This window comes from Brevundimonas sp., from assembly GCF_965279155.1.
GTDB lineage: Bacteria > Pseudomonadota > Alphaproteobacteria > Caulobacterales > Caulobacteraceae > Brevundimonas.
In genome coordinates, this window is the sequence record NZ_OZ257138.1 from 2,560,645 (window position 1) to 2,582,940 (window position 22,296).

General features: G+C 67.6%; 23 protein-coding genes and 1 tRNA gene. 14 read left to right on the plus strand and 10 right to left on the minus strand.

The annotated features are described in order from the left end of the window. Positions 1-105 precede the first annotated feature (105 nt). On the minus strand, positions 106-1,536 hold the full coding sequence (gene dnaA, locus ACQY72_RS12220; protein ID WP_428153863.1) for a chromosomal replication initiator protein DnaA: 1,431 nt from the start codon (positions 1,534-1,536) through the stop codon (positions 106-108). A 501-nt stretch (positions 1,537-2,037) separates the two neighbouring features. Beyond that, positions 2,038-2,307, minus strand: a complete 270-nt coding sequence (gene rpsT, locus ACQY72_RS12225; RefSeq protein WP_135194610.1) for a 30S ribosomal protein S20 — start codon at positions 2,305-2,307, stop codon at positions 2,038-2,040. A 350-nt stretch (positions 2,308-2,657) separates the two neighbouring features. On the opposite strand from rpsT, the gene ACQY72_RS12230 reads away from it, so the two are divergent. From ACQY72_RS12230 to ACQY72_RS12245, 4 genes are all read left to right on the plus strand, one after another. Beyond that, a complete protein-coding gene (locus ACQY72_RS12230) occupies positions 2,658-5,183 on the plus strand; it encodes a TonB-dependent receptor (protein WP_428153864.1) in 2,526 nt (841 codons plus the stop codon). 241 nt (positions 5,184-5,424) lie between these two features. Next, on the plus strand, positions 5,425-6,138 hold the full coding sequence (gene gpmA, locus ACQY72_RS12235; protein ID WP_428153865.1) for a 2,3-diphosphoglycerate-dependent phosphoglycerate mutase: 714 nt from the start codon (positions 5,425-5,427) through the stop codon (positions 6,136-6,138). Next, entirely contained in the window at positions 6,135-6,764 is a 630-nt protein-coding gene (locus tag ACQY72_RS12240; protein ID WP_428153866.1) for a bifunctional diaminohydroxyphosphoribosylaminopyrimidine deaminase/5-amino-6-(5-phosphoribosylamino)uracil reductase RibD, read from the plus strand. Before gpmA ends, ACQY72_RS12240 begins: the two co-directional genes overlap by 4 nt. Positions 6,765-6,817: 53 nt before the next feature. Further along, entirely contained in the window at positions 6,818-8,086 is a 1,269-nt protein-coding gene (locus ACQY72_RS12245) for a pentapeptide repeat-containing protein (RefSeq protein ID WP_428153867.1), read from the plus strand. Between the two features lie 6 nt (positions 8,087-8,092). Here ACQY72_RS12245 and metK read toward each other — a convergent pair whose 3' ends face one another. Then, positions 8,093-9,298, minus strand: a complete 1,206-nt coding sequence (gene metK, locus ACQY72_RS12250; protein ID WP_428153868.1) for a methionine adenosyltransferase — start codon at positions 9,296-9,298, stop codon at positions 8,093-8,095. Between the two features lie 157 nt (positions 9,299-9,455). Here metK and ACQY72_RS12255 point away from each other — a divergent pair, with 157 nt between their 5' ends. The 4 genes from ACQY72_RS12255 to ACQY72_RS12270 are packed head-to-tail and all read left to right on the plus strand — an operon-like array spanning position 9,456 to position 11,112. After that, the gene (locus ACQY72_RS12255; RefSeq protein WP_428153869.1) at positions 9,456-9,902 is read left to right on the plus strand and encodes a helix-turn-helix domain-containing protein; all 447 of its coding nucleotides are present in this window, start codon (positions 9,456-9,458) and stop codon (positions 9,900-9,902) included. Positions 9,903-9,929: 27 nt separating this feature from the next. Further along, a complete protein-coding gene (locus tag ACQY72_RS12260) occupies positions 9,930-10,265 on the plus strand; it encodes a hypothetical protein (protein WP_428153871.1) in 336 nt (111 codons plus the stop codon). Then, positions 10,262-10,744, plus strand: a complete 483-nt coding sequence (locus ACQY72_RS12265; RefSeq protein WP_428153872.1) for a hypothetical protein — start codon at positions 10,262-10,264, stop codon at positions 10,742-10,744. The genes ACQY72_RS12260 and ACQY72_RS12265 overlap by 4 nt, the downstream gene beginning before the upstream one ends. Beyond that, the gene (locus ACQY72_RS12270) at positions 10,741-11,112 is read left to right on the plus strand and encodes a hypothetical protein (protein ID WP_372691303.1); all 372 of its coding nucleotides are present in this window, start codon (positions 10,741-10,743) and stop codon (positions 11,110-11,112) included. The genes ACQY72_RS12265 and ACQY72_RS12270 overlap by 4 nt, the downstream gene beginning before the upstream one ends. On the opposite strand, the gene ACQY72_RS12275 is transcribed toward ACQY72_RS12270, so the two are convergent. The 4 genes from ACQY72_RS12275 to hemC form a co-directional block, all read right to left on the minus strand. Further along, positions 11,113-11,466 (minus strand): helix-turn-helix domain-containing protein, encoded by a 354-nt coding sequence (locus tag ACQY72_RS12275; RefSeq protein WP_159846652.1) that lies wholly within the window; start codon positions 11,464-11,466, stop codon positions 11,113-11,115. A gap of 174 nt (positions 11,467-11,640) precedes the next feature. Further along, a tRNA-Thr gene (locus ACQY72_RS12280) sits at positions 11,641-11,716 on the minus strand. Positions 11,717-11,757: 41 nt separating this feature from the next. Beyond that, complete coding sequence (locus ACQY72_RS12285; RefSeq protein WP_428153874.1) at positions 11,758-12,465, minus strand: uroporphyrinogen-III synthase; 708 nt, start codon at positions 12,463-12,465, stop codon at positions 11,758-11,760. Next, positions 12,462-13,415 (minus strand): hydroxymethylbilane synthase, encoded by a 954-nt coding sequence (gene hemC / locus ACQY72_RS12290; RefSeq protein WP_428153876.1) that lies wholly within the window; start codon positions 13,413-13,415, stop codon positions 12,462-12,464. The genes ACQY72_RS12285 and hemC overlap by 4 nt, the downstream gene beginning before the upstream one ends. On the opposite strand from hemC, the gene tsaD reads away from it, so the two are divergent. Genes tsaD through ACQY72_RS12305 form a run of 3 tightly spaced genes read left to right on the plus strand, consistent with a single transcriptional unit; the run spans position 13,414 to position 15,984 of the window. Beyond that, a complete protein-coding gene (tsaD, locus tag ACQY72_RS12295) occupies positions 13,414-14,589 on the plus strand; it encodes a tRNA (adenosine(37)-N6)-threonylcarbamoyltransferase complex transferase subunit TsaD (RefSeq protein ID WP_428153877.1) in 1,176 nt (391 codons plus the stop codon). The genes hemC and tsaD overlap by 2 nt on opposite strands. Positions 14,590-14,615: 26 nt before the next feature. Then, positions 14,616-15,614 carry an NAD(P)H-dependent glycerol-3-phosphate dehydrogenase gene (locus tag ACQY72_RS12300; protein WP_426024400.1) on the plus strand — a complete coding sequence of 333 codons (999 nt, stop codon included), beginning with the start codon at positions 14,616-14,618 and terminating at the stop codon, positions 15,612-15,614. Beyond that, entirely contained in the window at positions 15,607-15,984 is a 378-nt protein-coding gene (locus ACQY72_RS12305; protein ID WP_428153878.1) for a Rieske (2Fe-2S) protein, read from the plus strand. Before ACQY72_RS12300 ends, ACQY72_RS12305 begins: the two co-directional genes overlap by 8 nt. A 6-nt stretch (positions 15,985-15,990) precedes the next feature. On the opposite strand, the gene ppk2 is transcribed toward ACQY72_RS12305, so the two are convergent. Continuing rightward, a complete protein-coding gene (gene ppk2, locus ACQY72_RS12310) occupies positions 15,991-16,740 on the minus strand; it encodes a polyphosphate kinase 2 (protein WP_428153879.1) in 750 nt (249 codons plus the stop codon). Positions 16,741-16,852: 112 nt separating this feature from the next. On the opposite strand from ppk2, the gene ACQY72_RS12315 reads away from it, so the two are divergent. Beyond that, positions 16,853-17,614, plus strand: a complete 762-nt coding sequence (locus tag ACQY72_RS12315) for an extensin family protein (protein ID WP_428153880.1) — start codon at positions 16,853-16,855, stop codon at positions 17,612-17,614. A 195-nt stretch (positions 17,615-17,809) separates the two neighbouring features. Further along, complete coding sequence (locus tag ACQY72_RS12320) at positions 17,810-18,013, plus strand: cold-shock protein (RefSeq protein WP_135194657.1); 204 nt, start codon at positions 17,810-17,812, stop codon at positions 18,011-18,013. Between the two features lie 122 nt (positions 18,014-18,135). Here the strand turns inward: ACQY72_RS12320 and ACQY72_RS12325 are convergent, their stop codons facing one another. Together ACQY72_RS12325 and ACQY72_RS12330 are read right to left on the minus strand one after the other, a co-directional pair. Next, positions 18,136-19,062 carry a DMT family transporter gene (locus ACQY72_RS12325; protein ID WP_428153881.1) on the minus strand — a complete coding sequence of 309 codons (927 nt, stop codon included), beginning with the start codon at positions 19,060-19,062 and terminating at the stop codon, positions 18,136-18,138. A gap of 48 nt (positions 19,063-19,110) precedes the next feature. Further along, the gene (locus ACQY72_RS12330) at positions 19,111-21,279 is read right to left on the minus strand and encodes a histidine kinase dimerization/phosphoacceptor domain -containing protein (protein WP_428153882.1); all 2,169 of its coding nucleotides are present in this window, start codon (positions 21,277-21,279) and stop codon (positions 19,111-19,113) included. A gap of 233 nt (positions 21,280-21,512) precedes the next feature. Between ACQY72_RS12330 and ACQY72_RS12335 the strand changes: the two genes are divergently transcribed. Beyond that, the gene (locus ACQY72_RS12335; protein WP_159846619.1) at positions 21,513-22,289 is read left to right on the plus strand and encodes a transglutaminase-like domain-containing protein; all 777 of its coding nucleotides are present in this window, start codon (positions 21,513-21,515) and stop codon (positions 22,287-22,289) included. Positions 22,290-22,296: the final 7 nt, after the last annotated feature.

Consider the following 22,296-nt stretch of genomic DNA (forward strand, 5'->3'; position numbering starts at 1 on the left):
GTCTCGCCCGGCGCGGCCGATTCGCAGATGGCCGCGGTTAAGTGACCTTGGACACTAGCGGATTGCGCGGCGGGAGCAACGGGTCAGTCCCGCTGCTCCACAGCTTCAACCGCGAAGCTTGCGCGTCAGGGCCTCGACGTCGCGGGCGATCTGGTCGTCCTGCGGCATCAGTTCCTCGATCTTGCGCACGCCGTGCAGGACCGTGGTGTGGTCGCGCCCGCCGAAACGACGGCCGATGTCGGGATAGGAACGGGTCGTGTGCTGCTTGCACAGATACATGGCGATCTGGCGCGGGCGGGCGACCGCACGGGTGCGGCGCTCGCTCAGCAGGTCGGCCTGTTTCATGTTGAAGTGGTCGGCGACCGTCTTCTGGATCTCGTCCACGGTGATGCGGCGCTCGGGCCCGCCGCGCAGGGCGGCGCCCAGCAGGATCGAAGCCTCGTCCACCGAGACGGAAGACAGGCGCGATCCGGCGGCGGCGGCCAGGGTGTTCACGGCGCCCTCAAGCTCACGCATCGAGCCGGGGGTGCGGTCCACCAGCTGGGCCAGAACCTCGGGGTTGGCCTCGCCCTGAACGACGCCGAGGGCCGACAGGGCCTTGAGACGGTTCTGGGCCACGGCGATCTTCAGTTCGCGGTCGCCTGCCTCGACCGGGCAGGTCAGGCCGGCGGCGAGGTGGCTGCGCAGGCGCGGCTCGACCTCGGTCAGGGCCATCGGGGCGCGGTCGGCCGAGAAGACGATGCGTTTGCCGTCCTCGATCAGGGCCGTCAGGGTCGAGAGCAGCTCTTCCTGGGTCGAGGTCTTGCCGCCCACGAACTGGACGTCGTCCAGCAGCAGCATGTCGGCGCTCCGCAAGCTCTCCTTGAAGGCGGCTGTCGAGCGGTCCTGCATCGCCTTGACGAAGGTGGACAGGAAACGTTCGGCGGTCAGATAGACGACCTTGGCCTCGGGACGCAGGCGCTGGGCCTCCCAGGCTATGGCGTTCAGCAAGTGGGTCTTGCCGTAACCGTAGGGGCCGCAGAAGAAGACGGGGTTGAAGTGGCCGTCGGCCCAGCTGGCGACCTGTTTGGCGATGGCCAGGGCGAAGGCGTTGCCCTGACCCTCCACGAAGCTGTCGAAGGTCAGGCGGTCCTGCAGGCCGGCGGCGCGCACGGCGCGGGCGCCGTCGGCGCTGATCGGGGCGGCTTGGGGTGCGGCGGCGAAGGCGGCCAGGCGCGGGGCGGCGTCAAGCACATTGCCGGCCCCGGCTCCCGACAGCACGGCCGAGGCCGGCGGGGCCGAGCCCACTTCGGCGCGGCAGCGGACCTCAAGGCGGCGCGACAGGCCGTCCAGGCCCAGCCACAACTCGTTCATGCGGCGCAGGGCGTTCTTGCGCACCCAGTCGCGAGCATAGGCGGTGGGGGTGACCAGGATCAGGCCGCCCGCATTGTCCAGCCGGACCGCCGACGGGGCGATATAGGACGAGAAGGGGCCGTCGCCGATCTCGGCGCGCAGGCGCACGGAGGCCTCGCTCCAGATGCGGTCCGGGTCCGTCATTCCCGACGTCTTCGTTCCGCCCGCCATCGCCGTTGCGCCCCCAACCATCTTGCCCGCCCAGTCCAAAACCAAAATCCGACCTTCCGCGGCTTCAGGGCGATGGTTCAGGGACGACTTCTCCTGCGCCGAAAAGCGATGCTTTTCGGACGGGGTCGAACCTCTGGACAGACATCTCCCGCCGACGCGAAACCAAGTCCCGCGCCGTCTTCATCCGTGCTGGGATGGAAGTGCGTTAGAGGCCAAAACTTACGCTGCGAGCCGGGTGGGTCAACGCTGATTCGTTGGTCGATTCGCAGTTAAATTGTTTGACTCCGTCAAACCCTGATCCTGCTTGGAATTTCCGGCAAACTGCTGCTCGACGAGCGCGGATTTCAAAATTGCACCTTAGCGACACAACGCAAAACGCCGAAGGAGCATGCGCTCCTTCGGCGTTGATATTGCTTTATAATCCCACAACGAAACAGCGACAGCTGCTCCGTCTGCTGTTGGATTAATTCAGGCTCAGGCGGCCGACAGCTTCTTCAGCTGGGCGGCCAGGCGCGACACCTTGCGCGAGCCGGTGTTCTTGTGAACGACGCCCTTGGAGACTGCGCGCATCAGCTCGGATTGAGCTTCAACGAAAGCGGTCTTGGCGACGGCGGCGTCGCCACCGGCCAGAGCTTCCTGGAACTTGCGCAGATAGGTGCGGACGCGCGAACGGCGCGCCTTGTTCACTTCGGTACGCGCTTCGATCTTGCGGATCGCCTTGCGGGCGCCGGGGTTGTTGGCCATGTCAAACCTTCGAACGGAAAACGCCGCGGAGCACACGTCCACGGCGCGGAAATCTCAAGAGGGCGGGCCTATAGCCGAAAGCCCGGAGGCGGTCAACGCGGAGTCTTTCTTGATCGACTCTCTGGTTGGCCGACGGCGAACCCGGATGTCGTCGCACAAGGCGTCTTTCGGGCGGGGTTTCAAACGCACCACGATCATATTCAACGTTCCAGAACGCCAATTCCTTCGCGGCTTTTTTCGTGGTGTTGAAAGGGTGCAACGCTTTCTGAAACTTCATGAATTGGGCCGTTTTCCGGCCATGTTTGTGCCGTCCCACGGGGGTCTGAAACCTTCTCCCGGATCGTCGTTCCATGACCCAGACCGCGCTTCTCCTGCTTGCGCTGGCCCCCACCGCCGGTGTCGTTCAACCTGCCCAGCCCCAGGTGCAACAGGAAGAGCCCACGACGGTGCTGCCTGATGTCGAGGTCACGGCGGCGCGGCGCGGCGTGGCCCTGGGCGGGCAGGAGCCAATCGTTTCCTATGACGCCGCCCAGATCCAGGCGTTCGGCGCGACCAACATCGGCGAACTGGTGACGCTGCTGGAAGCCCAGACCCGCAGCGCGCGTGGCGGCTCGCCGGTCTTCCTGGTCAATGGGCGTCGCATCTCGGGCTTCCGCGAGATCCGCGGCATCCCGCCCGAGGCGATCGACCGTTTCGACGTCCTGCCGGAAGAGACGGCGCTGTCCTATGGCTACAGCGCCAATCAGCGGGTGGTGAACATCGTCCTGAAGCCGGATTTCACGTCCCTGACCGCTTCAGTCAACGTCAGCCGACCCGAACAGGGCGGTCGCACCACGACCGCCAGCGAGAACAACGTCCTGAGCATCGCCGGGACCGACCGCTGGTCGCTGGACATCAACGGCACGACCGCCAACACCCTGTTCGAGACCGAGCGCGACATCGACCGCAGCGACACGGCGGGCGGCGGCGCGAACGGTCAGGAGGCGATCGCCTATCGCACCCTGCTGCCCAAGACGGCGCAAGCGTCGGTGGCCGGCACATACAAGCATGATCTGAACGACAAGATCGGGATGACGCTGAGCGGCAGTATCGAGGACGCCAGCAACCTCAGCTACCAGGGCCTGCCCGGCGTGAGCCTGAACGTGCCGGGGACCAATCCGTTTTCGCCGTCGGGCGCAGACGCTGTCCTGTTCCGCTATCTGAACCTGCCGGGCGCCCTGACGCGCGAGACCGACACACGCACCGCCGAACTGGGCACGGTGTTCGACGGCTATGTGGGCGACTGGCGCTGGACGGCGACGGGGGAATACAGCCGCGTCGAGACCGACACCTCGGTTGGGCGGGGCGTGGACGAAATCGCACTGCAGGCCGCAGTGACGGCGGGCGACCTGACGGTCAATCCCTTCGGCGACCTGACCGGCCGGGCCACGGTGAGCCCGCGCGACACCGCGAACTCTGTGGCCCAGAGCGCGACGGCCGAACTGGTGCTCAACGGCCGCCCGTACGAGCTGCCGGCGGGCGACATCACCTCGACCTTCAAAGTCGGCGCCGGTTATCAGTCGCTGGATTCCGAGAGCGTGCGTTCGGGCGTCGCCGTGGATCGGTCGCAGTCGCGCAACTCGGGCAGCGTCCAGGCCAACATCGATCTGCCGATCTCCAGTGTCGAGCGCGGCATCCTGCCCCGCATCGGCGACCTGTCGGCCAATCTGAACCTGGCCTATGAGGAACTGTCCGACTTCGGCGGCGTGTCGTCGCTCGGCGCGGGTCTGAACTGGACGCCGGTCGAACGGCTGTCGCTGTCGGCCAACTATTCCGACGAGGGCAAGGCGCCCACCGTCCAGCAGTTGAACGACCCCACGGTCTCGACGCCCAACACCCCGGTCTTCGACTTCCGCAACAGCCAGACGGTCGAGATCAACCAGATCACCGGCGGCGATCCCAATCTGAAGGCCGAGGATCGGCGCATCCTGAAGCTGGGCGTGAACTGGCAGCCGCTTTCGGCAAGGGATTTCCGGCTGAATCTAGCCTATACCCGCACCGAGGCGGACGACGAGATTTCCAGCTTCCCAGCCATCACGCCCGATCTTGAGGCGGCCTTGCCGGAGCGGTTCACGCGCGCGCCTTTTCAACCTGGCGACGACCCGAACGCTCCGGGTCGACTCCTGTCCATCGACGCCCGGCCGCTGAACTTCTTCAAGCGCGAGCAGCAGGACGTGCAGTGGGGCTTCAACTTCTCGCGTCCCTTCGGTAAGCCGAACCCGGCAGAGGCCGGTCAGCGGCCGGGCGGCGGACGCCCTGGCGGCGGCGCCATGATGGCGGGCGGCGGTCCCGGAGGGCCTGGCGGCGGCGGACGGATGCGCGGCTCGCGCGGGCCGGGGATGCAGCCCGGCCAGGGCATGTTCAATCTTTCGCTGACCCACACCTGGCGCGTCCAGGACGAGGTCGTGATCCGCGAGGGTCTGGCGCCGCTGGACCTGCTGGACGGCGACTCGATCTCGGGCTCGGGCGGTCAGTCGCGCCACGAGGTCCAGGTTCAGACCGGCCTGTTCAAAAACGGGCTGGGCGCCTTCGTCAACGCTAACTGGCGTGCGGGCACCACGGTCAACGGCGACGCCCTCGGCTCGCCCGATCTGGACTTCTCGGGACGGACGACGGTCAATCTGTTCGCCTTCGCCGACCTGACCCAGCGCACGTCGTGGGTGGAGCGTTTCCCGATCCTGAAGGGGACGCGGATCGGCTTCGGGGTTCAGAACATCTTTGACGATCGGGTTTCGGTGACCAGCAGCGACGGCGCCACGCCGGTCAACTATCAGCGCGACTATCTGGACCCGCAGGGCCGGGTCTTCCGCATCAACCTGCGCAAGATCCTGTTCTAGGCGACAAGGGCGAAGGATGGGGGCGGGCTGCAGCCCGCCTTATGGCCAGACGCTCGCCAGCGCGATCATCACGACGGCGGCGGCAAGCGCCAGGGAGAAGAACAGACGGTCAGACATCGGTCGACTGTTACCTCTGTGTGTCCGGTGCGACAAGCAGAGCTGGCGGCCTGGTCCCGGTGAGCCTTGACCGACTTCGGAGGGCGTCCTACCCCGAAAGGCCGTATTCCAAAGGACCGACCGAATGCCGCGCCTGATCCTGCTCCGCCATGGCCAGAGCCAGTGGAACCTCGAAAACCGCTTCACCGGCTGGGTCGACGTCGATCTTACGGCGGAGGGCGAGGCCCAGGCGCGTCACGGCGGCGAGCTGATCGCCGAGGCCGGGTTCAAGCCGGCGGTCATGTTCACCTCGGTCCTGACGCGCGCCCAGCGCACCGGCGCCCTGGCCCTGCAGTCGGCGGGCCTGACCGACGTGCCGGTGATCGAGGACTGGCGCCTGAACGAGCGCCACTACGGTGGGCTGACGGGTCTCAACAAGGCCGAGACGGCGCAGAAGCACGGCGAAGACCAGGTCAAGGTCTGGCGCCGCAGCTATGACGTGCCGCCGCCCCCGCTGGCGCCCGGCGGCGAGTTCGATTTCGAGGCCGATCCCCGCTATGCCGGCAAGGCCATTCCCGACACCGAAAGCCTGAAGACCACGCTGGACCGGGTCAAACCCTATTGGGACGCCGAGATCGCGCCGCGCCTGAAGGCCGGCGAGGACGTGCTGATCGCCGCCCATGGCAACTCTCTGCGGGCCATCGTCAAACTGCTGTTCGGCGTGCCGGACGACCAGATCGTCGGCGTCGAAATCCCCACGGGCAATCCGCTGGAGATCGACCTGGACGCGGAGCTGAAGCCCACCGCCGCCCGCTATCTCGACGCCGCCCGCGCCGAAGCGCTGCCGACCGCATCATGAGCTGGAGCGACGCCGACCAGGCCTTCATGGCCCAGGCTATCGCGCTGGCGACGGGGCGCATGGGCGAGACCTGGCCCAATCCGGCGGTCGGCTGCGTCATCGTCAAGGACGGTCGGGTGATCGCCCAGGCCGCCACCGCGCCGGGCGGCCGCCCTCACGCCGAAGAGCAGGCCGTGCCCGCCGCCGGCGCAGAAGTGGTCGGTTCGACCGTCTACGTCACGCTGGAGCCGTGCGGCGCCCGGTCGTCGGGCCGCAAGTCGTGCGCCCACTTCCTGACCGAGGCGGGCGTGGCGCGGGTGGTCATCGCCTGCCTGGATCCGTCGCCCTTCGCCGCCGGACGCGGCACCGAGCGCCTGCGCGCGCAAAGTTTGACCGTCGAGACCGGCCTGATGTGCGAGGAAGGGGCCGCCCTGTGCGAAGGCTTCCTGCATCGGCTGGAGACCGGACGGCCCATGGTGCGGGTCAGCGAGGACGGCGTCGGCTTCGACGGCCGCTTCGTCGCCTCGGCCAAGGCCGATCTGGTCACCGAGCTGAAACGGCTGGGCGAGGCCGGTTACACCCGCCTGTGGACCGGCCCCGGCGAGCTGGCCGAGGCGCTCGAAGAGCAGGGCCTGCTCAGCGTCTGACGAACGCCTGTCGTTCAAGGGTTTCTTAAGTCAGACGGGCGCAATGTGTCGAAATGGCACTGGCGGCTGAACCCATCGTGAGAAAACGCCTGACGCAGGCGGAGCTGGATCTGGTCTGCGCCCGGCATGACCGGCTGTTCCAGGCCCGCCCCGGCGGGGCCCGTGCGGTCTTCGCCTGGATGGACCTGTCGGGCCTCAGCCTGAAGGGCCGCAATCTCGCCGACGCCGATTTCGCCGCCGCCTGTCTGGAAGGCTGCGACCTGACGGGCGCCAAGCTCGACAACGCCAACTTCTTCGGCGCGGACATGCAGGACGCCATTCTGGCCGAGGCCAGCCTGCGTCGCGCGGACCTGCGCGGCGCCTGTCTGCGCGGCGCGGACCTGTCGGGCGCCGACATGTTCGAAGCCGACCTGCGCGAGGGCACCATCGCCGCCGCCGACGCCCGGCTGGGCTTCAGGGTCATCGAGCCGCGTCATCGCGAAGAGACCGAGGCCGTGGGCGCCAACCTGTCCGGCGCCAATCTGCAACGCTCCAAGATGTCGGGCGTCATCGCCATGAAGGCCGACTTCTCCGGCGCGGTGATGAAGGACTGCAAGCTGGTCAGGGCCAATCTGAAACAGGCCAACTTCCGCGGCACGGACCTCGCCGGGGCCGATCTGTCCGGTGCGGACCTGTCGGGCGCCGATCTACGCGACGCCATTCTGGTAGGCTGCAAGATGACCATGTGGCGCGCGGACGGCGCGGACATGCAAGGGGCGCTGACGGACAACAAGTCGGCGTGTGAATCCGTGGATCGGATGCCCGCCGCCGAAATGCTGCGCGAACATGCACGCTGGTGCGAGACCGGCGGGACGGAGGGCCAGCCTTCGGTCTTTGATGGCGTCGATCTGCGTCCGCTGAAGTCGATCACGGGCCTGAACCTGACCGCCCTGTCAGCCAAGGGCGCGGTCTTTTACGGCCTGGACATGGAGGGGGTGCAGCTACAGGGCGCCCAACTCGAAAACGCCGATCTGAGGTCCGCCAAATTGCGTCGCGCCGATTTGCGCGGGGCGCGTCTCAAGGGCGCCCGGCTGAACGGCGCGGACATGCGCGAGGCCCAGTTGGGGCCTCTGCTGATCACAGCCGATCGCTTGATGCCGGCGGATCTGACGGGGGCGGTGCTGCGCGGGGCGGACTTGTCGGGCGCCGATCTGAAGCGCGCGGTGTTGGTCGGCGCCGACCTGGGTCGGGCGACGATGCACGGCGCGCAGATGCGTCAGGCCGACCTGACCGACGCCAATCTGACGGGCGTGCGCGGCCTGGTCATCGACCAGGCCGCCTGACGTCTTTTAGGCAAGCGCCTTGAGCTGATCGACCAGGTCGGTCTTTTCCCAGCTGAAGCCGCCGTCCGCATCGGGTTCGCGGCCGAAGTGGCCATAGGCGGCCGAGCGGGCGTAGATCGGCTTGTTCAGTTGCAGATGCTCGCGGATCGCACGCGGCGTCGCGCCCCCGATCAGGTCCAGGATCTTGTCTTCCAGGACCGCTTCCGAAATCTTGCCCGTGCCGTGCAGGTCGATGTGGATCGACTGGGGCTTGGCCACGCCGATGGCGTAGGAAATCTGGATGGTGCAGCGGTCGGCCAGACCGGCGGCGACCACGTTCTTGGCCAGGTAGCGGCAGGCGTAGGCCGCCGAACGGTCCACCTTGGTCGGATCCTTGCCCGAGAAGGCGCCGCCGCCGTGGGGCGCCGCGCCGCCGTAGGTGTCGACGATGATCTTGCGCCCGGTCAGGCCGGCGTCGCCGTCAGGCCCACCGATCTCGAAGATGCCGGTCGGGTTGATGTGCCAGACAGTGTTCTCGTCGGTGAAGCCTTCCGGAAGGACTTCGAGGATATAGGGTTTGACGATCTCGGCGACCTGTTCGGAGCTGAGGCCCTTGGCGTGCTGGGTCGACAGGACGATCGAGGTGGCGCGAACCGGCTTGCCGTCCTGGTATTCGATCGTGACCTGGCTCTTGGCGTCTGGCTCCAGCTGCGATCCGCCGGCGTGGCGGACCTCGGCGAGGCGCTTCAGGATGTTGTGGCTGTACTGCAGGGTCGCCGGCATCAGTTCCGGCGTCTCGTTCGACGCATAGCCGAACATGATGCCCTGATCGCCCGCGCCCTCGTCCTTCTCGTTGGTCGAGTCGACGCCGACGGCGATATCGGCCGACTGGGCGTGCAGGTAGCAGGCGTATTCGGCGGTTTCCCAGTGGAAGCCGTCCTGCTCATAGCCGATGTCCTTGACCGCGGCGCGGACCAGCGGCTCCAGGCTGTCGATGATGGCTTGAGTGAAAGCCTCGTTCTCTTCCTTGGTGGCGCCCGGCCGGGTGGCGCGGACTTCGCCGGCCAGAACGATGCGCTGGGTCGTGACCAGGGTCTCGCACGCCACGCGCGCCTCGGGATCCTTGGCCAGGAAGGCATCGACGACGGTGTCGGAGATGCGGTCGGCGACCTTGTCGGGGTGGCCCTCGGAAACGCTTTCCGAGGTGAAGAGGAAGGAGGAACGAGCGGCCAAGAGAGGCTCCTGTCTGTGTCAGGCCATCAGACATATAAAGATATGCTTATATGTTCAAGTGATGTGACGTCGCGCGATGACGCGGAAAGTGGTTTGCAAGCTAAGCAGATCGGCTGACACCGGTGGATTTTAGGGTAAACAGGATGCGGGGGATCAAATGCCTGACAGCCTGACGACCAGAGAAAGCGAATGTGTCCACCTCGCCGGCCAAGGCCTGGAGGACAAGGAGATCGCTGCGCGTCTCGACATTTCGCCGCGCACCGTCGGCAATCACCTGCATCGCGCCTACGCCAAACTGGGCGTGTCCGACCGCAAACTGGCGGCGCGCCGGCTGAGTAGCGTCTACTCAGAGGCGTCGATACTCATTCCCAACACCGGCCTCGATCCGCTGAATGATCCCACGTCGGCCGAACAGTCGGACGATGCGGTTTCCGACCGAACGACTTCCTGGCTTCTGCCGGCGCCGCCACGGGGCGCTCTGGCGAGAGTGGGGATCATCGTCGCCGGGGCCGCCATCGCCCTGCTGTTCGCCATCGGGATCGTGACGGCGGGCATGGTGGTTCCATCCCTTTTCGACCGGCTCGCTCCCGCTGAAATGCGCTGACCAAACGGCTTGATGGGAGATGAGCTAATGAAGAACATGCACGTCGGCGTCCGCGTGGCGCGACAGGTCAGAACCGCCGAACACGCAGTCGATCAGGCGATGATCGAGGTCTGTCGGCTGGTCCAGACGGCGCTGGAGGGTCGGGTCGAGGCTCGTCTGGCGGCGGAAGTCGGACAGGACGCGCTAGCCAATATGGTGCGCGGCCTCAGCCAGCTCGCCGAGGTTCGCGGCGCGGTCATCGCCAGTCATGGCGAACTGGCCCAGGTCGCCGATGAACACCACGTCGGCTGGTATATGGACGGTCCTCGCGAAGATAAGACAGGGCCAGGAACGACGGTCCCCCCCTTCGCCATCGCCGCTTGATCGCTGCCGCCGGAATGTGGTCGCCGCTATCCCTGCTGCTTGAGGGCCTGACCTACGGGGTCATGGCGCTTCTGCTGTGGAAAGGCCGCACGCCCGAGCGGATCGTCGTCCTCGCCCTGTTCGCTTTGCAATGGGGCACGCCGTTGGTCGATCACTTGTTCATCGGGCATTTCCGATGGGGGGTGGCGGGGCTGTCGTTCGCCATGTTCTGCCTGCTGGTGGGCCTGGCGCTGCGATACGACCGCTGGTGGCTGCTTCTTGCGGCCGGCGCCCAGCTTATCGCGGTCTCGACCCATCTGGCCGGCATCGCCGGTTCCGATGCCCTTCTCTGGTCGATCGTTTCGACCCGGATGGTCGTCTGGTTCGAACTTTTGCTCCTCGCTCTCTTCGGTGTCTGGGAGGCCCGCGCCGCCCCCTACGCCCATCCCAAATCACGGCTCGCGCCCGTTCGCGCGCCACACAAGGTCACAGTCCAATGAACACCCAAACCCCCACCGCCTTCATGCCCCTGTTCCGCTCGTGGCTGGAGACGGCCAATCTGGCTCAACAGGTCGGATCGCAATCCCTGTCGGCCAGCGGCGAAAACCTGCTGGTCGAGCTGGACCTGGCGCCGATGGAGGCGGCCGAAACCACCCTGCTGGATCATGCGCCCAGCACGGCGGTCGAGGCGGTCTGCATGATCGAGATCATTCGCCAGAGCCTGGCGGACGCGGGCCGTTCGGACGGCCGCGACATGCGCGCGTTGGACGCCATTCAGTCATGGCTCGCAGGCACGGCGCTGGAGGCGTCGTCGGATCGGCGAGATGAGGTGGAGCAGTTGCTGAAGAGCGTCAGCAACCGCGCCTGATCAGCCGCGCAGGCCCTTGGCCACGGTCAGAAGGGCGTCGCGTTGCGCGGCGTCCTTGATCCCGCGGAAGGCGGCCAGAAGTTCGGCGACGCCCGGGGCGGCCAGCGCAAGCTCGTCGCCCTCGGCCGTTTCCAACTCGCCCAGCAGGGCGGCGCCGGTCGACTTCAGGACCGAGGCGATCTGCAGAAGACGGGCGGCGGACACGCGATTGACGCCCCGCTCATACTTCTGAATCTGCTGGAAGGTGACGCCGGCGCCGGCGGCCAACTGCGCCTGGGTGATACGAAGTTCTTCGCGACGCGCGCGGATGCGTCCGCCGATGGCGATGTCTACGGGATCTACAGCGTCGTTCATTTGGGCCTACGGACAGGACTAATGCGGCGCCATGGCCCCAAAACGCCGACCCCGTCAAGCCAAAGCTTGCCGCCTAGGGATTCATACGTGTGCTGATGGTGATGAATTCAACTGTCGGGGGTATCTGTGACGCCCCGTCCGGCTGATCCCGACGCCGTGAGCGCCCAGGAAAAGTGGTGCCGCTTAGGTGACTCGAACACCTGACCCCATCATTACGAATGATGTGCTCTACCGGCTGAGCTAAAGCGGCCCGGTTGCGACGGATGAAGTGGTCCGCGCGAGACGGGGTCTTTATACGGCCCGATCACGCTTGCCAAGCGCCGCTTTCAAGATCGTGAGCAATGAGGCTTCGTCGGGCGTTTGGGCCACGGCTGGCGTCAGGCCCAAGGCGACCAGCGGGTCGGCGGCGGCGGGGGAGATACAGGCCGTGACGGCGTGCGACAGCCGGACGATGTCCTGTTCGGCCATGATCTTCGCTGCGCGGGGGGAGTGGATCAGGATCGCATCGAATGTCGTGGGCATGGCGACGGTCGTGCTTTGGGCGCGATAGACGATCAGGGGCTGAATCGAGATGTTGCGGGCGCTGGCGATGATCAGGGCGGCTTCGAAGTCGCCGGCGGGGGTTTCGGCTTGCGGGACCAGCACGGAGGCGTCGCTCAGCTCGGAGGCGATCAGGCGGGCGAGGGCGTGAAGGTCGCCGGAGGCGGAACGGACCTCGTCGAAGCCGGCGTCGCGGGCGGCCTGGGCGGTCGCATCGCCGACGGCGAAGACCGGGCGGTTGCGCCGGGGTGTCAGGGCGGCGAAGGCTGTGACGCCGTTGATGCTGGTGAAGGCCAGGGCGTCGAAGGGAACCAGGTCGGGGACGGGCGGGGTCAGGTTTTCGACCGCCAGCAGGGGGGCGATCACGGGCTCCAACCCCATGTCGCGCAGCCGTGCGGCGGTGCGCGAGGCGCCGGGCTCGGCGCGGGTGATCCAGATGCGGGCGGGCGCCTCAGTCATCCGTCCAGGGTCGCGGGATCGACCTCCTGATCGCCGGCGGAGGCGTGGACCTCGCCGCCCAACCGCTGGCCCAGGGCGCGGGCGTCGGCTTCGGTCGGTTGGGACAGGTCGCCGACACGGCGCCAGCGGGCCGAACCGTCGGGGCTGAGCATTTCCGTGGTCAGGTGCAGCGCATCGTTGGCGATCACGGCGTAGGCGCCGACGGCTGTGCGGCACGACCCCTCAAGCGCCGTCATGGCGCCCCGCTCGGCGGCGACGGCGATGGCCGTCTCTGGGTGGTTCAGGGCGGCGACCCAGGGTGCGTGGATGTCGGCGGCGCGGGTCTGGATCGCCAGGGCGCCCTGGCCCGGCGCAGGCAGAAAGGCGTCCAGCGACAGTTTCTCGCGAATGTGTTCGGTGACGCCCAGGCGGGTCATGCCGGAGACGGCCAGCAATATGGCGTCGAAATCGCCATCGGCCGCGCGACGCAGGCGGGTGTCGATATTGCCCCGCAGCATCTCGACCTTCAGATCGGGCCTCAGGGCCAGGGCCTGGGCCTGGCGACGCAGGCTGGCGGTGCCCAGGCGCGCGCCGAAGGGCAGGGCGTCGAAACTGTCGAAGTCGCGGCTGATGAAGGCGTCGCGGGCGTCCTCGCGTTCGGGAATGGCGGCGATGCACAGGCCCTGCGGCTGTTCGGCGGGGACGTCCTTCATCGAATGGATGGCGATGTCGATCCGGCCGGCCAACAAGGCCTCCTCGATCTCCTTGGTGAACAGGGCCTTGCCGCCGACTTCCAGAAGGCGGCGGTCCTGGATCCGGTCGCCGGTGGTGACGATCTCGACCAGGGGGATGGCGGTCTCGATCTCGGCCTCGGGCACGTTCAGAGCGCGGCCGATGGCGCGCTGCATCATGCCGGACTGGGCCAGGGCCAGCTTGGAACGCCGCGTGCCGATGCGGAGAGGAAAAGTCATGAGCGTTGCGCACCGGTCGCCGGGTCGCTACCTCGACCCGATGGAGAGTTCCGCCGACTATAGCAGCGGCGCCAAGTCAGCAACTGGACGCGATGTCCGGGCGCTGACGGTGCTGGGCCTGGAGACCAGTTGCGACGAGACCGCCGCGTCGGTGGTGCGCCTGACAGGTGGTCGGGCCGAGGTGCTGTCCTCCGTGGTTCACAGCCAGATCGACGACCATGCGGCCTATGGCGGCGTGGTGCCCGAAATCGCCGCCCGCAGCCATGTCGAGATGATCGCCGAAGTCACGCGCCGCGCCATGGCCGAATCCGGCCTGGGTTATGACGGCCTGGACGGGATCGCGGCGACGGCCGGGCCGGGCCTGGTCGGTGGTGTCATGGTCGGCCTCAGCTTCGGCAAGGCGGCGGCCCTGGCGCGCGGCCTGCCGTTGGTGGCGGTCAATCATCTGGAAGGCCATGCGGTGTCGGCCCGGCTGGGGGCGGAGGTGGCCTATCCCTTCCTGCTGCTCTTGGTGTCGGGCGGCCATTGCCAGCTTCTGGAGGTGCGCGGCATCGGCGACATGAGCCGGATCGGCGCCACCATCGACGATGCGGCCGGCGAGGCGTTCGACAAGATCGCCAAGGCCCTGGGGCTGGGTTATCCGGGCGGGCCGGCGCTGGAGCGGCTGGCGATGCAGGGCGATGGGTCGCGGTTCGACCTGCCCCGCGCGCTGCTGGGCCGCAAGGATTGCGACTTCTCCTTCTCGGGCCTGAAGACGGCGGCCTTCCGCATCGCACAGACCTGCGAGACGGAGCAGGACAAGGCGGACCTGGCCGACGCAGTCCAGAACGCCATCGCGCGCCAGCTGTCGGATCGGTCGGAGCGCGCGTTGGCGGCCTATGCGGAGACGCATGAGCATCGATTGTTCGTCGTGGCTGGGGGCGTCGCGGCCAACAAGACCATCCGCGCCACGCTACAGGCGACGGCGGCGAAGCACGGCTTCGACTTCCTGGCGCCGCCCATGGCCTATTGCACCGACAATGCGGCGATGATCGCCCTGGCGGGGGCTGAGCGGCTGGCGCTGGGCCTGACCAGCGACATCGACGTCGTCGCCCGGCCGCGATGGCCGCTGGACGAAGCGCGCGCCCTGTCCGATCCTTCGCACAAGCCGGGCCGTAAAGGCGCCAAGGCGTGAACCAGAACAGAGCCTCGGGAGGGCGTATGGAATTCCGCACGGCAGGGGTCATCGGCGCGGGCGCCTGGGGCACCGCCTTGGCGCAGGTCTGCGTTCGGGCGGGGCTGGATACGACGCTGCAGGCGCGCGAGCAGAAGCTGGTCGAGACGCTGCGGGCGACGCGGGCCAACGACCTGTATCTGCCCGGGGTGCCGCTGGCGGACGAACTGAAGTTCACCGCTGACCTGGCCGACTTGGCCGACTGCGACGTGATCCTGGCGGTGCCGCCCGCCCAGCACATGCGCGCCACCCTGACGGCCTTTGCGCCCCATCACCGCGCCGGCGTGCCGGTGGTGCTGTGCTCCAAGGGGGTCGAGCGCGGCACGATGAAGCTGATGACCGAGGTGCTGGCCGAGACCCTGCCGGACGCCCCCGCCGCCGTCCTGTCGGGCCCCAGTTTCGCGGGCGAGGTGTCGCGCGGCCTGCCCACCGCCGTCACCCTGGCCTGCGCCGATGCGGCGCTGGGTCAGGCCCTGTTGAACACCCTGTCGGCGCCGGGCTTCCGGCCCTATCTGGCGACCGATCTGGTCGGGGCCGAGGCGGGCGGGGCGCTGAAGAATGTTCTGGCCATCGCCTGCGGTATTTCCGAGGGCCGTCAACTGGGCCGCAGCGCCCATGCCGCCCTGATCACGCGCGGCTTTGCGGAAATGACCCGCCTCGCCGTCGCCATGGGCGGTCAGGCCGAGACGGTTGCGGGCCTGTGCGGCCTGGGCGACCTCGTTTTGACCTGCTCCAGCCCCCAGTCGCGCAACATGAGCCTGGGTCTGGCCCTGGGCCAGGGGCAGACGGTGGAACAGGCCCTGGCCGGCAAACGCTCGGTGGCCGAAGGTTACGAGAGCGCGCCGGCCGTGCGAGAACTGGCCGCGCGTCTGGGCGTGGAAATCCCGATCTCGGAAGGCGTCGCCGCCCTGCTGGCCGGCGAGATCGACGTGGACGGCCTGATCGACGGTCTGCTGTCGCGTCCGCTGAAGGCCGAACGTGTCTGAGGAGGCCCCGGCCGAGCGCAAGCGGGTCTGGAAGACGCCGCCGGACGTGGCTTTGTGCGCCGAGGGCGACATCGCCGACCCCGGCTCGCGCGGCTTCGTGCTGCAGATCGGCGAGGCCTTCTTCCACGGCTTCGTCGTGCGCAAAGACGGTCAGGTCGCCGGCTGGGTCGACCGCTGCCCCCATGCGGGTTTTCCCATCGCCATGGAGATCGACCGCTATCTGACGCCCGACGGGTCTCTGATCCTGTGCGGCTGGCACGGGGCGGTGTTCGAGCCGCTGACCGGCGAGTGCAAGGGCGGCCCCTGCGCGGGCGGGCGGCTGACGCCCTGGCCGGTGGCGGCGACCGGCGGGATCGTCAGGACGGCCTGAGGCCGATCAGCGCGCCAGCTTGCCCTTGGCCTTGGCGGCGCTGAAGACGACCTGCGGGTCCGGCTTCTTCACCTCGACGCCGGCGTGTTTCAGGACCGACAGGATGTAGCGGCCGATGTTCAGCCGAGCCGTTTTCTTGTCGTCGGTGGCCACGACGGTCCAGGGCGCGAAGGGGCGGTCGGTCTCATCCAGCATCCTGTCGCGCGCGTCGGAATAGGCGTCGAAGCGCGCCTCGGCCTCGGCGTCCAGAGACGACAGCTTGAACTGTTTCAGGGGATCGACGCGGCGTTCCTTCAGCCGTTTGGCCTGTTCCTCGCGCGAGATGTCCAGCCAGATCTTGATCAGGATGATGCCGTCGTCGGTCAGCATCCGCTCGAAGCGCGGGGCGTCGGTCATGAACTGGGCGTACTGCTCGGGCTTGCAGTATCCCATGACCGGCTCGACCCCGGCGCGGTTGTACCAGGATCGGTTGAAGATCACCGTCTCGCCCGCGCCCGGCAGGTGGGGAACATAGCGCTGGAAATACCATTGGCTGGTTTCGCGGTCGCTGGGCTTGGGCAGGGCGATGACGCGGGTCTGGCGCGGCGACATGTGTTCGGTCAGCCGCTTGATCGCCCCGTCCTTGCCGGCGGTGTCGCGCCCCTCCAGCACGATGACCACGCGCGAGCCGTGTTCGATGCTCCAAGCTTGGGTCTGGACGATGGCCAGCTGGATCTGCTCCAGCTCGGCTTCATAGGCGTCTGATTTCTTTCCCATGATGAAAGAGTGGGCCGGACGGGGCCTGCGGGCAAGGGGCGTGCGTTCGCAGGGAGCCGACGGCGAAGCTGGGCGTTAAGGCGCGGGGCCTGCCGGCCCGTGACGGGGCGGAATGAAGCGCGATCTGGCGGACATGTGGAATCTGGTGTGGGAGCTGGCGTTGCTGGTCTGCGCGGGCTTTGCGCTGCTCAACGTCTTCGCCCCGCCGCAGGACTTGCCGTGGAAGCCGCTGGATCTGGATCGGCCGCTGGGACGGGCAACGACGGCCAAGGTCGCCGCCTTCGACGTGCCGACCGCCGCGACGCCTCAAGCTGTGGAAGGCGCGACCGAGGCCTGCATGCAGGCCTTGCGCAATGCGGGGGTTCAGGTCGAACGGGCGGCGGACCGAGACGACGGCGGCTTCTGTGTCGTGCGCGGGGCGGTGCGGATCACGGGCGGCGAAGTGACGCCTCTCGCGCCCGCCGGCGTCGTCATGCAGTGCCCGCTGGCGGTGCGCTACGTCATCTGGGACCGACAGGTGCTGCGTCCGGCGTCGCGCGATATCCTGGGGTCGGCCCCGGCGCGGGTGGAGAACTACGGGACCTATTCCTGCCGCCGCATCTATGGCTCGCAGGACGAGCAGGAGCGGCCCAGCGAACACGCGAAAGCCAATGCGCTGGACGTCGCAGGCGTCACGCTGAAGGACGGACGGACCGTCAGTGTGCTGAACGACTGGCGCGGCGACGGTCCTGCGGGCGAGCCGGGTTCGCGCTTCCTGCATGTTGTGCGCGACGGCGCCTGCCGTCTGTTCTCGACCGTGCTGACGCCCGACTACAACGCCGCCCACGCCAACCATCTACACATCGACGGCGCCGCGCGGGGCATCTGTCGTTAATCTTGAATGGGACCAGCGCGAATCGCTTTGCTGTTGACCGCCTCGAAAAGCCGGGTGACAACATCGATACAGTCCGGATTTTACGTGGGGTCCATACCCGCGTTTCGCTCCTTCGCCTGAACGAGCTGTCCAGAGGACTGTCGGGTCACCCCAAGGGGGATCCGCCTGGAAAAGCGCGTTGACGGAGACGCAGACATGGCGACCGGCACGGTCAAGTGGTTCAACCCCACCAAGGGCTTCGGCTTCATCCAGCCCGATGGCGGCGGAACAGACGTGTTCGTTCACGTCACCGCCGTTCAGAAGGCAGGACTTCAGGGTCTCGATGAGAACGCCAAGGTCGAATACGAGCTGGAAAACCAGCGCGGCAAGACTTCGGCGATCGATCTCAAGCTTCTCTGAGTCGATCTGCCTTCAAGGCTTAGGGACGGGCGCGGGAGTTTCTCCTGCGCCCGTTTTCTTTTTCCTGGGCTACCGCGCTTCGCGCTACTTGAGCACATCGTTCCCGGCTATCGCGCTTCGCGCTACTTGAGCCCGTTCGGTGCCTCCGCGGCGGTGACCGTCTTCACCCGCTGCGATCTCTGCGCCATCATGATCGCGCCCAGCACCAGGGCGCCGCCCAGGGCCTGGATCGGCGTCAGGGTCTCGCCAAAGATCCACCAGCCCAGCAGGCCCGCGACCACCGGCTGGATCAGGATGGTGACGGCCGTGACCGAGGCCGGTAGCTTGCCCAGCGCCCAGGCCACGCCGCCCTGTCCGAAGACGTGCATGACCCCCATGGCGATACAGGCGGCCCACCCGGCCGGCCCGGCGGGAATGATGTCCTCGCCCAGCGCCAGGGCGACGATCAGCAGCAGGGGCGCGCCCAGCAATGTGGCCCAGAAGGTGACGCGCATGGCGCCGGCCGTGGCACGCGCCGCCTTCACCGCCAGGAAATAGCCCGAGTACCAGACCGCCACCGACAGCGAGAAAATGTCGCCCAGCGGGGGATTTGTCCCCTGTCCGCCATCCGCCCCCGCCGCCATCGCAAAGGCGCCGCCCATGGCCAGGGCCAGGGCCACAAGGAACAGCCGGTGCGGCCGCTCCTTCAGCACGAACCAGCCGAACAGGGTGACCACGACCGGCGTCAGGTTGCACAGCACCGTCGCATTGGCGACGGACGTCATGACGATGCCGTAGTGCCAGAAGCTGAGATCCAGGGCGAAGAACAAACCCGCCAATAGCGCCCATTTCGAAGGCGTCGCGATCCCGCCGGGCTCACGCGCCGCCAGGATGGTCAGCAGCGGCAGGGCGAACAGGAAGCGCCAGAAGCCCGCCGCCGCCGGCCCCGTCTCGGTCAACCGCACCAGAATGGGCGCCAGGCCCAGCACGCAGGCAGCGATCAGCAGGATGATCAGGGCGAAGGCGCGCGGGGACAGGCGCGGAGGGGAACGCTGGGCGGGGGCGGACATGGCGCGGCTCATACGCCGCCCTGCGGCGTGACGCCACAGGGCGTGCGATCAGATCAGCGGATCGATCCGCGCCTTGACGCTGACGGCCAGGCCCGGCGCCCGGTCCAGATAGTCGATGGTTCCTTCCAGTTGGCCCACCAGGCTCTGGATCATCATCGAGCCGAAGCCCTTGCCCGCCAGATGGCCGCCGGCGCCTTCGTCCTCGACCGACAGGCGGAAGTTGGCGCCCTGGTCTTCCATGATAATCCGCAGCGGGCCGGGCTTGCCGTTGTAGGCGTATTTCTGGGCGTTGATGATCAGCTCGGTTAGGATCAGACCGATGGTGACCGCCCGTCCGGCATCGACGCAGACCGGGTCCAGATCGGTCTCGATCACGGCGCTCCAGTCCGGCCCCATGCTGGAGCTGAGGTCCACGATCAGGTCGCCGATGTAGCGGGCCATGTCGATGGAGGCGACCTGGTCGCCGAGATAGAGGCGGCTGTGCACCGCCGAGACGGCGCGCACGCGACGACGTGCCTCGTTCAGGGCCGTGGCGGCGGCGCTGCCCGTCTGCTCGCGCGCCTGAAGACCCAGGAAGCTGGACACCAGGGTCAGGCTGTTCTGGACCCGGTGGTTCACCTCGCGGATCAGATATTGCTGCTGCTCCAGCCGCAGATCCCGCTCGGACAAGCGGTCCTGAAGCGAACGGTTCAGGCGGCGCAACTGGTCGATGGCGGCATAGTCGGCCAGGGCGTCGCGAAGCCGTCCTGCGGACTCGATCGCGGCGGGGCTCCAGCGATGGGCGCGGCCCGACACCGATTCCGACCAGCTCTCGAACGACGCGCGCGGCGTCAGCACGGCGTTGGGGCCGGTCTTGTCGGCGGTCGAGGGATTGCCGGCCCAACGCACCGTCTCGATCACTTCGGACCGGAACCACAGGATCGACACCGGCTGGTCGATGGGCAGGGTGACGGCCAGAAGCCCGCTGCCATGGATCGACCAGGCCTTGGCCTGGGGCAGGACGGCGGACAGATTGTGGGACGACACGGGACGCAGGCCGGTCCGCGCCGCAGCCCAGGCGGCGATGGCGCCCACCGCATCCTTGGGCGGCGTATGGCCGAAGGTCTGGACGTCGCCGTCGCTGACGATGGCCAGGCCGTCGGCGCCCGTCAGCTGCATCAGCGGGTCGGCGCGCGTGGCCAGCGCCTCGCGCAGCGGGCGATCCGTCGGAAGCCGCCCGATCAACTCGTCTTCCATGCGGCGCAGACGGGTGCGCTCGCGATAAAGCTCGGCGTCACCCTTGGCCTTCAGCTGGCGCGCCAGGTTGCGCGCCAGGGTCGTGCAGCCGACCCGCAGTTCATAGGGCAGCAGTTTGGGCGAGGCGTTGTGACAGGCGATCAGCCCCCACAGCGCGTCATCGACGATGATCGACACCGAGGCCGAGGCCCGCACGTCCATGTTCTGGAGATATTGCAGGTGGATCGGCGACACCGACCGCAGGCCGCTGTCGCTCATATCCAGCGGCGCTTCGCCGGGCGCTACAGGCCTCAACGGCTGGGGCCTGTAGCGACTGTCGGGAATGACCCGCACCGGGTTGCGCAGATACAGGGCGCGCGCCTGTTTGGGGATGTCGGCGGCCGGGAAATGGTGGTTCAGGAAGGAGCCCGTTCCGTCCGCACGCGCCTCGGCGATCACCTGACCCGCGTCGTCGTCGTGGAAGCGGTAGATCATGACCCGGTCGAACCCGGTCAGCTTGCGAAACGCCTCGGCCGCCCGCTCGCAGACCGACTGCACCGTCACCGCCCGTTCCAGCGACGCGCCGGCGGTGTCCAGATTGGCGACCAGGTCGATTCCCAGGCGCGCCTGCTGCGAGCTCTGTTCGACCTCGACGATCATCAGGTCGTCGGCCGGGCCGGCATTGGGCGCGCGGTGGACGACGACATCGTATTCCAACCGGTTGGTCGCGCGCCAGCGGCAGGCGAAGCCGGTCTCCTGCATCGCCGCCATCGAACGGATGCGCCGGTCCGTGACATCGCCCAGCACGTCGGCGATGGCGCGATCGATCCAGGTCTTGCGGCCGGTCAGGTCCTCGATGGCGCCGGCGCCCTGTCTGATCGTCAGGGTTTGCAGGTCCAGAACCAGCAGGAAGCCGTGCGGCTGGATGGATTGCGGAATGTGGATCGGCTCGCGATCACATTCGGTCAGATCGGGTTCGACGTTTTCCAGTGTCTCGGTCATGCGCCGAAGCCCCGCGTCAGCGGTTGGAAGGACTCGTTTGCGGCAGCTTCCCGAAGAGCGAGAAGGGCAGGGGAAGCGATCATGGGAGCCAGACTAACACACTGTCTTGTCTTGTCGATTTTCACGGACGTGAAGCCGCGCTAGAAGGCGCGTCACGGACACGGAACGGCCCAGGGCGCATGGCGTTCAGCAGCCTCGTCCATTTTCATTTTCGCTCGGAACGGTAGGCCCTCATGAAACTGCGCGTGCGCGCCGAGCTCGTCTATCGTTTCGATCCGCCGACGGACGCCATCTACAAGATCCAGGTCGCCCACTGGCCGGGCCAGGACATCATCGAAGAGACCCTGACCTTCGATCCGCCCGTGGATTTCCACGAGGACGAGGACGTCGATTTCGGCGCCCGCACCCTGCGTTGCCACGTCGAGGGCGAGGTCACCCTGACCTATGAGGCGGTGGTCGAGAACGGCGTGCTGAAGGGCCTGCCGCCCAGCGTGTCGCAGCATGACTGGGGCGAGCTGCCGGCCGAGGTCCTGCCCTACCTCCAGCCCAGCCGGTATTGCCCGTCGGACCAGTTCGGCCGGTTCGTGACGCGCGAGTTCGGCGACACGGCGGGCGGCGCGCGGGTGCTGGCGATCCTGAACTGGATCACCGCCAACGTCGATTACGAGCATGGCGTGTCGGACACAGAGACCACGGCGGCGCGGACCTTCATCGACCGGGCCGGGGTGTGCCGCGACTTCACCCACCTGGGCATGACCCTGTGCCGGGCGTCGGGCATTCCGGCGCGCGCCGTCAGCGCCTTCGCCCACCAGCTGGAGCCGCCCGATTTCCACGCCATCTTCGAGGTCTGGCTGGACAACGGCTGGTGGCTGGTCGACGCGACGGGCTTGGCGCCAGTCGAAGGTTTGGTGCGGATCGCCTGCGGGCGGGACGCGGCCGACATCGCCTTCCTGACGACCCAGGAACGGTGCCAGATGGTGCGCCAGTCGGTGACGGTGGCGGCGGCCTGAGCGGCCG

Excerpts from the sequence above, each read along its gene's own strand:
- dnaA (WP_428153863.1), bottom strand. The coding sequence starts at position 1,536 with ATGACGGACCCGGACCGCATCTGGAGCGAGGCCTCCGTGCGCCTGCGC.
- rpsT (WP_135194610.1), bottom strand. The coding sequence starts at position 2,307 with ATGGCCAACAACCCCGGCGCCCGCAAGGCGATCCGCAAGATCGAAGCG.
- ACQY72_RS12230 (WP_428153864.1), top strand. The coding sequence starts at position 2,658 with ATGACCCAGACCGCGCTTCTCCTGCTTGCGCTGGCCCCCACCGCCGGT.
- gpmA (WP_428153865.1), top strand. The coding sequence starts at position 5,425 with ATGCCGCGCCTGATCCTGCTCCGCCATGGCCAGAGCCAGTGGAACCTC.
- ACQY72_RS12240 (WP_428153866.1), top strand. The coding sequence starts at position 6,135 with ATGAGCTGGAGCGACGCCGACCAGGCCTTCATGGCCCAGGCTATCGCG.
- ACQY72_RS12245 (WP_428153867.1), top strand. The coding sequence starts at position 6,818 with ATGGCACTGGCGGCTGAACCCATCGTGAGAAAACGCCTGACGCAGGCG.
- ACQY72_RS12255 (WP_428153869.1), top strand. The coding sequence starts at position 9,456 with ATGCCTGACAGCCTGACGACCAGAGAAAGCGAATGTGTCCACCTCGCC.
- ACQY72_RS12260 (WP_428153871.1), top strand. The coding sequence starts at position 9,930 with ATGAAGAACATGCACGTCGGCGTCCGCGTGGCGCGACAGGTCAGAACC.
- ACQY72_RS12270 (WP_372691303.1), top strand. The coding sequence starts at position 10,741 with ATGAACACCCAAACCCCCACCGCCTTCATGCCCCTGTTCCGCTCGTGG.
- ACQY72_RS12275 (WP_159846652.1), bottom strand. The coding sequence starts at position 11,466 with ATGAACGACGCTGTAGATCCCGTAGACATCGCCATCGGCGGACGCATC.
- ACQY72_RS12285 (WP_428153874.1), bottom strand. The coding sequence starts at position 12,465 with ATGACTGAGGCGCCCGCCCGCATCTGGATCACCCGCGCCGAGCCCGGC.
- tsaD (WP_428153877.1), top strand. The coding sequence starts at position 13,414 with ATGAGCGTTGCGCACCGGTCGCCGGGTCGCTACCTCGACCCGATGGAG.
- hemC (WP_428153876.1), bottom strand. The coding sequence starts at position 13,415 with ATGACTTTTCCTCTCCGCATCGGCACGCGGCGTTCCAAGCTGGCCCTG.
- ACQY72_RS12300 (WP_426024400.1), top strand. The coding sequence starts at position 14,616 with ATGGAATTCCGCACGGCAGGGGTCATCGGCGCGGGCGCCTGGGGCACC.
- ppk2 (WP_428153879.1), bottom strand. The coding sequence starts at position 16,740 with ATGGGAAAGAAATCAGACGCCTATGAAGCCGAGCTGGAGCAGATCCAG.
- ACQY72_RS12315 (WP_428153880.1), top strand. The coding sequence starts at position 16,853 with ATGAAGCGCGATCTGGCGGACATGTGGAATCTGGTGTGGGAGCTGGCG.
- ACQY72_RS12320 (WP_135194657.1), top strand. The coding sequence starts at position 17,810 with ATGGCGACCGGCACGGTCAAGTGGTTCAACCCCACCAAGGGCTTCGGC.
- ACQY72_RS12325 (WP_428153881.1), bottom strand. The coding sequence starts at position 19,062 with ATGTCCGCCCCCGCCCAGCGTTCCCCTCCGCGCCTGTCCCCGCGCGCC.
- ACQY72_RS12330 (WP_428153882.1), bottom strand. The coding sequence starts at position 21,279 with ATGACCGAGACACTGGAAAACGTCGAACCCGATCTGACCGAATGTGAT.
- ACQY72_RS12335 (WP_159846619.1), top strand. The coding sequence starts at position 21,513 with ATGAAACTGCGCGTGCGCGCCGAGCTCGTCTATCGTTTCGATCCGCCG.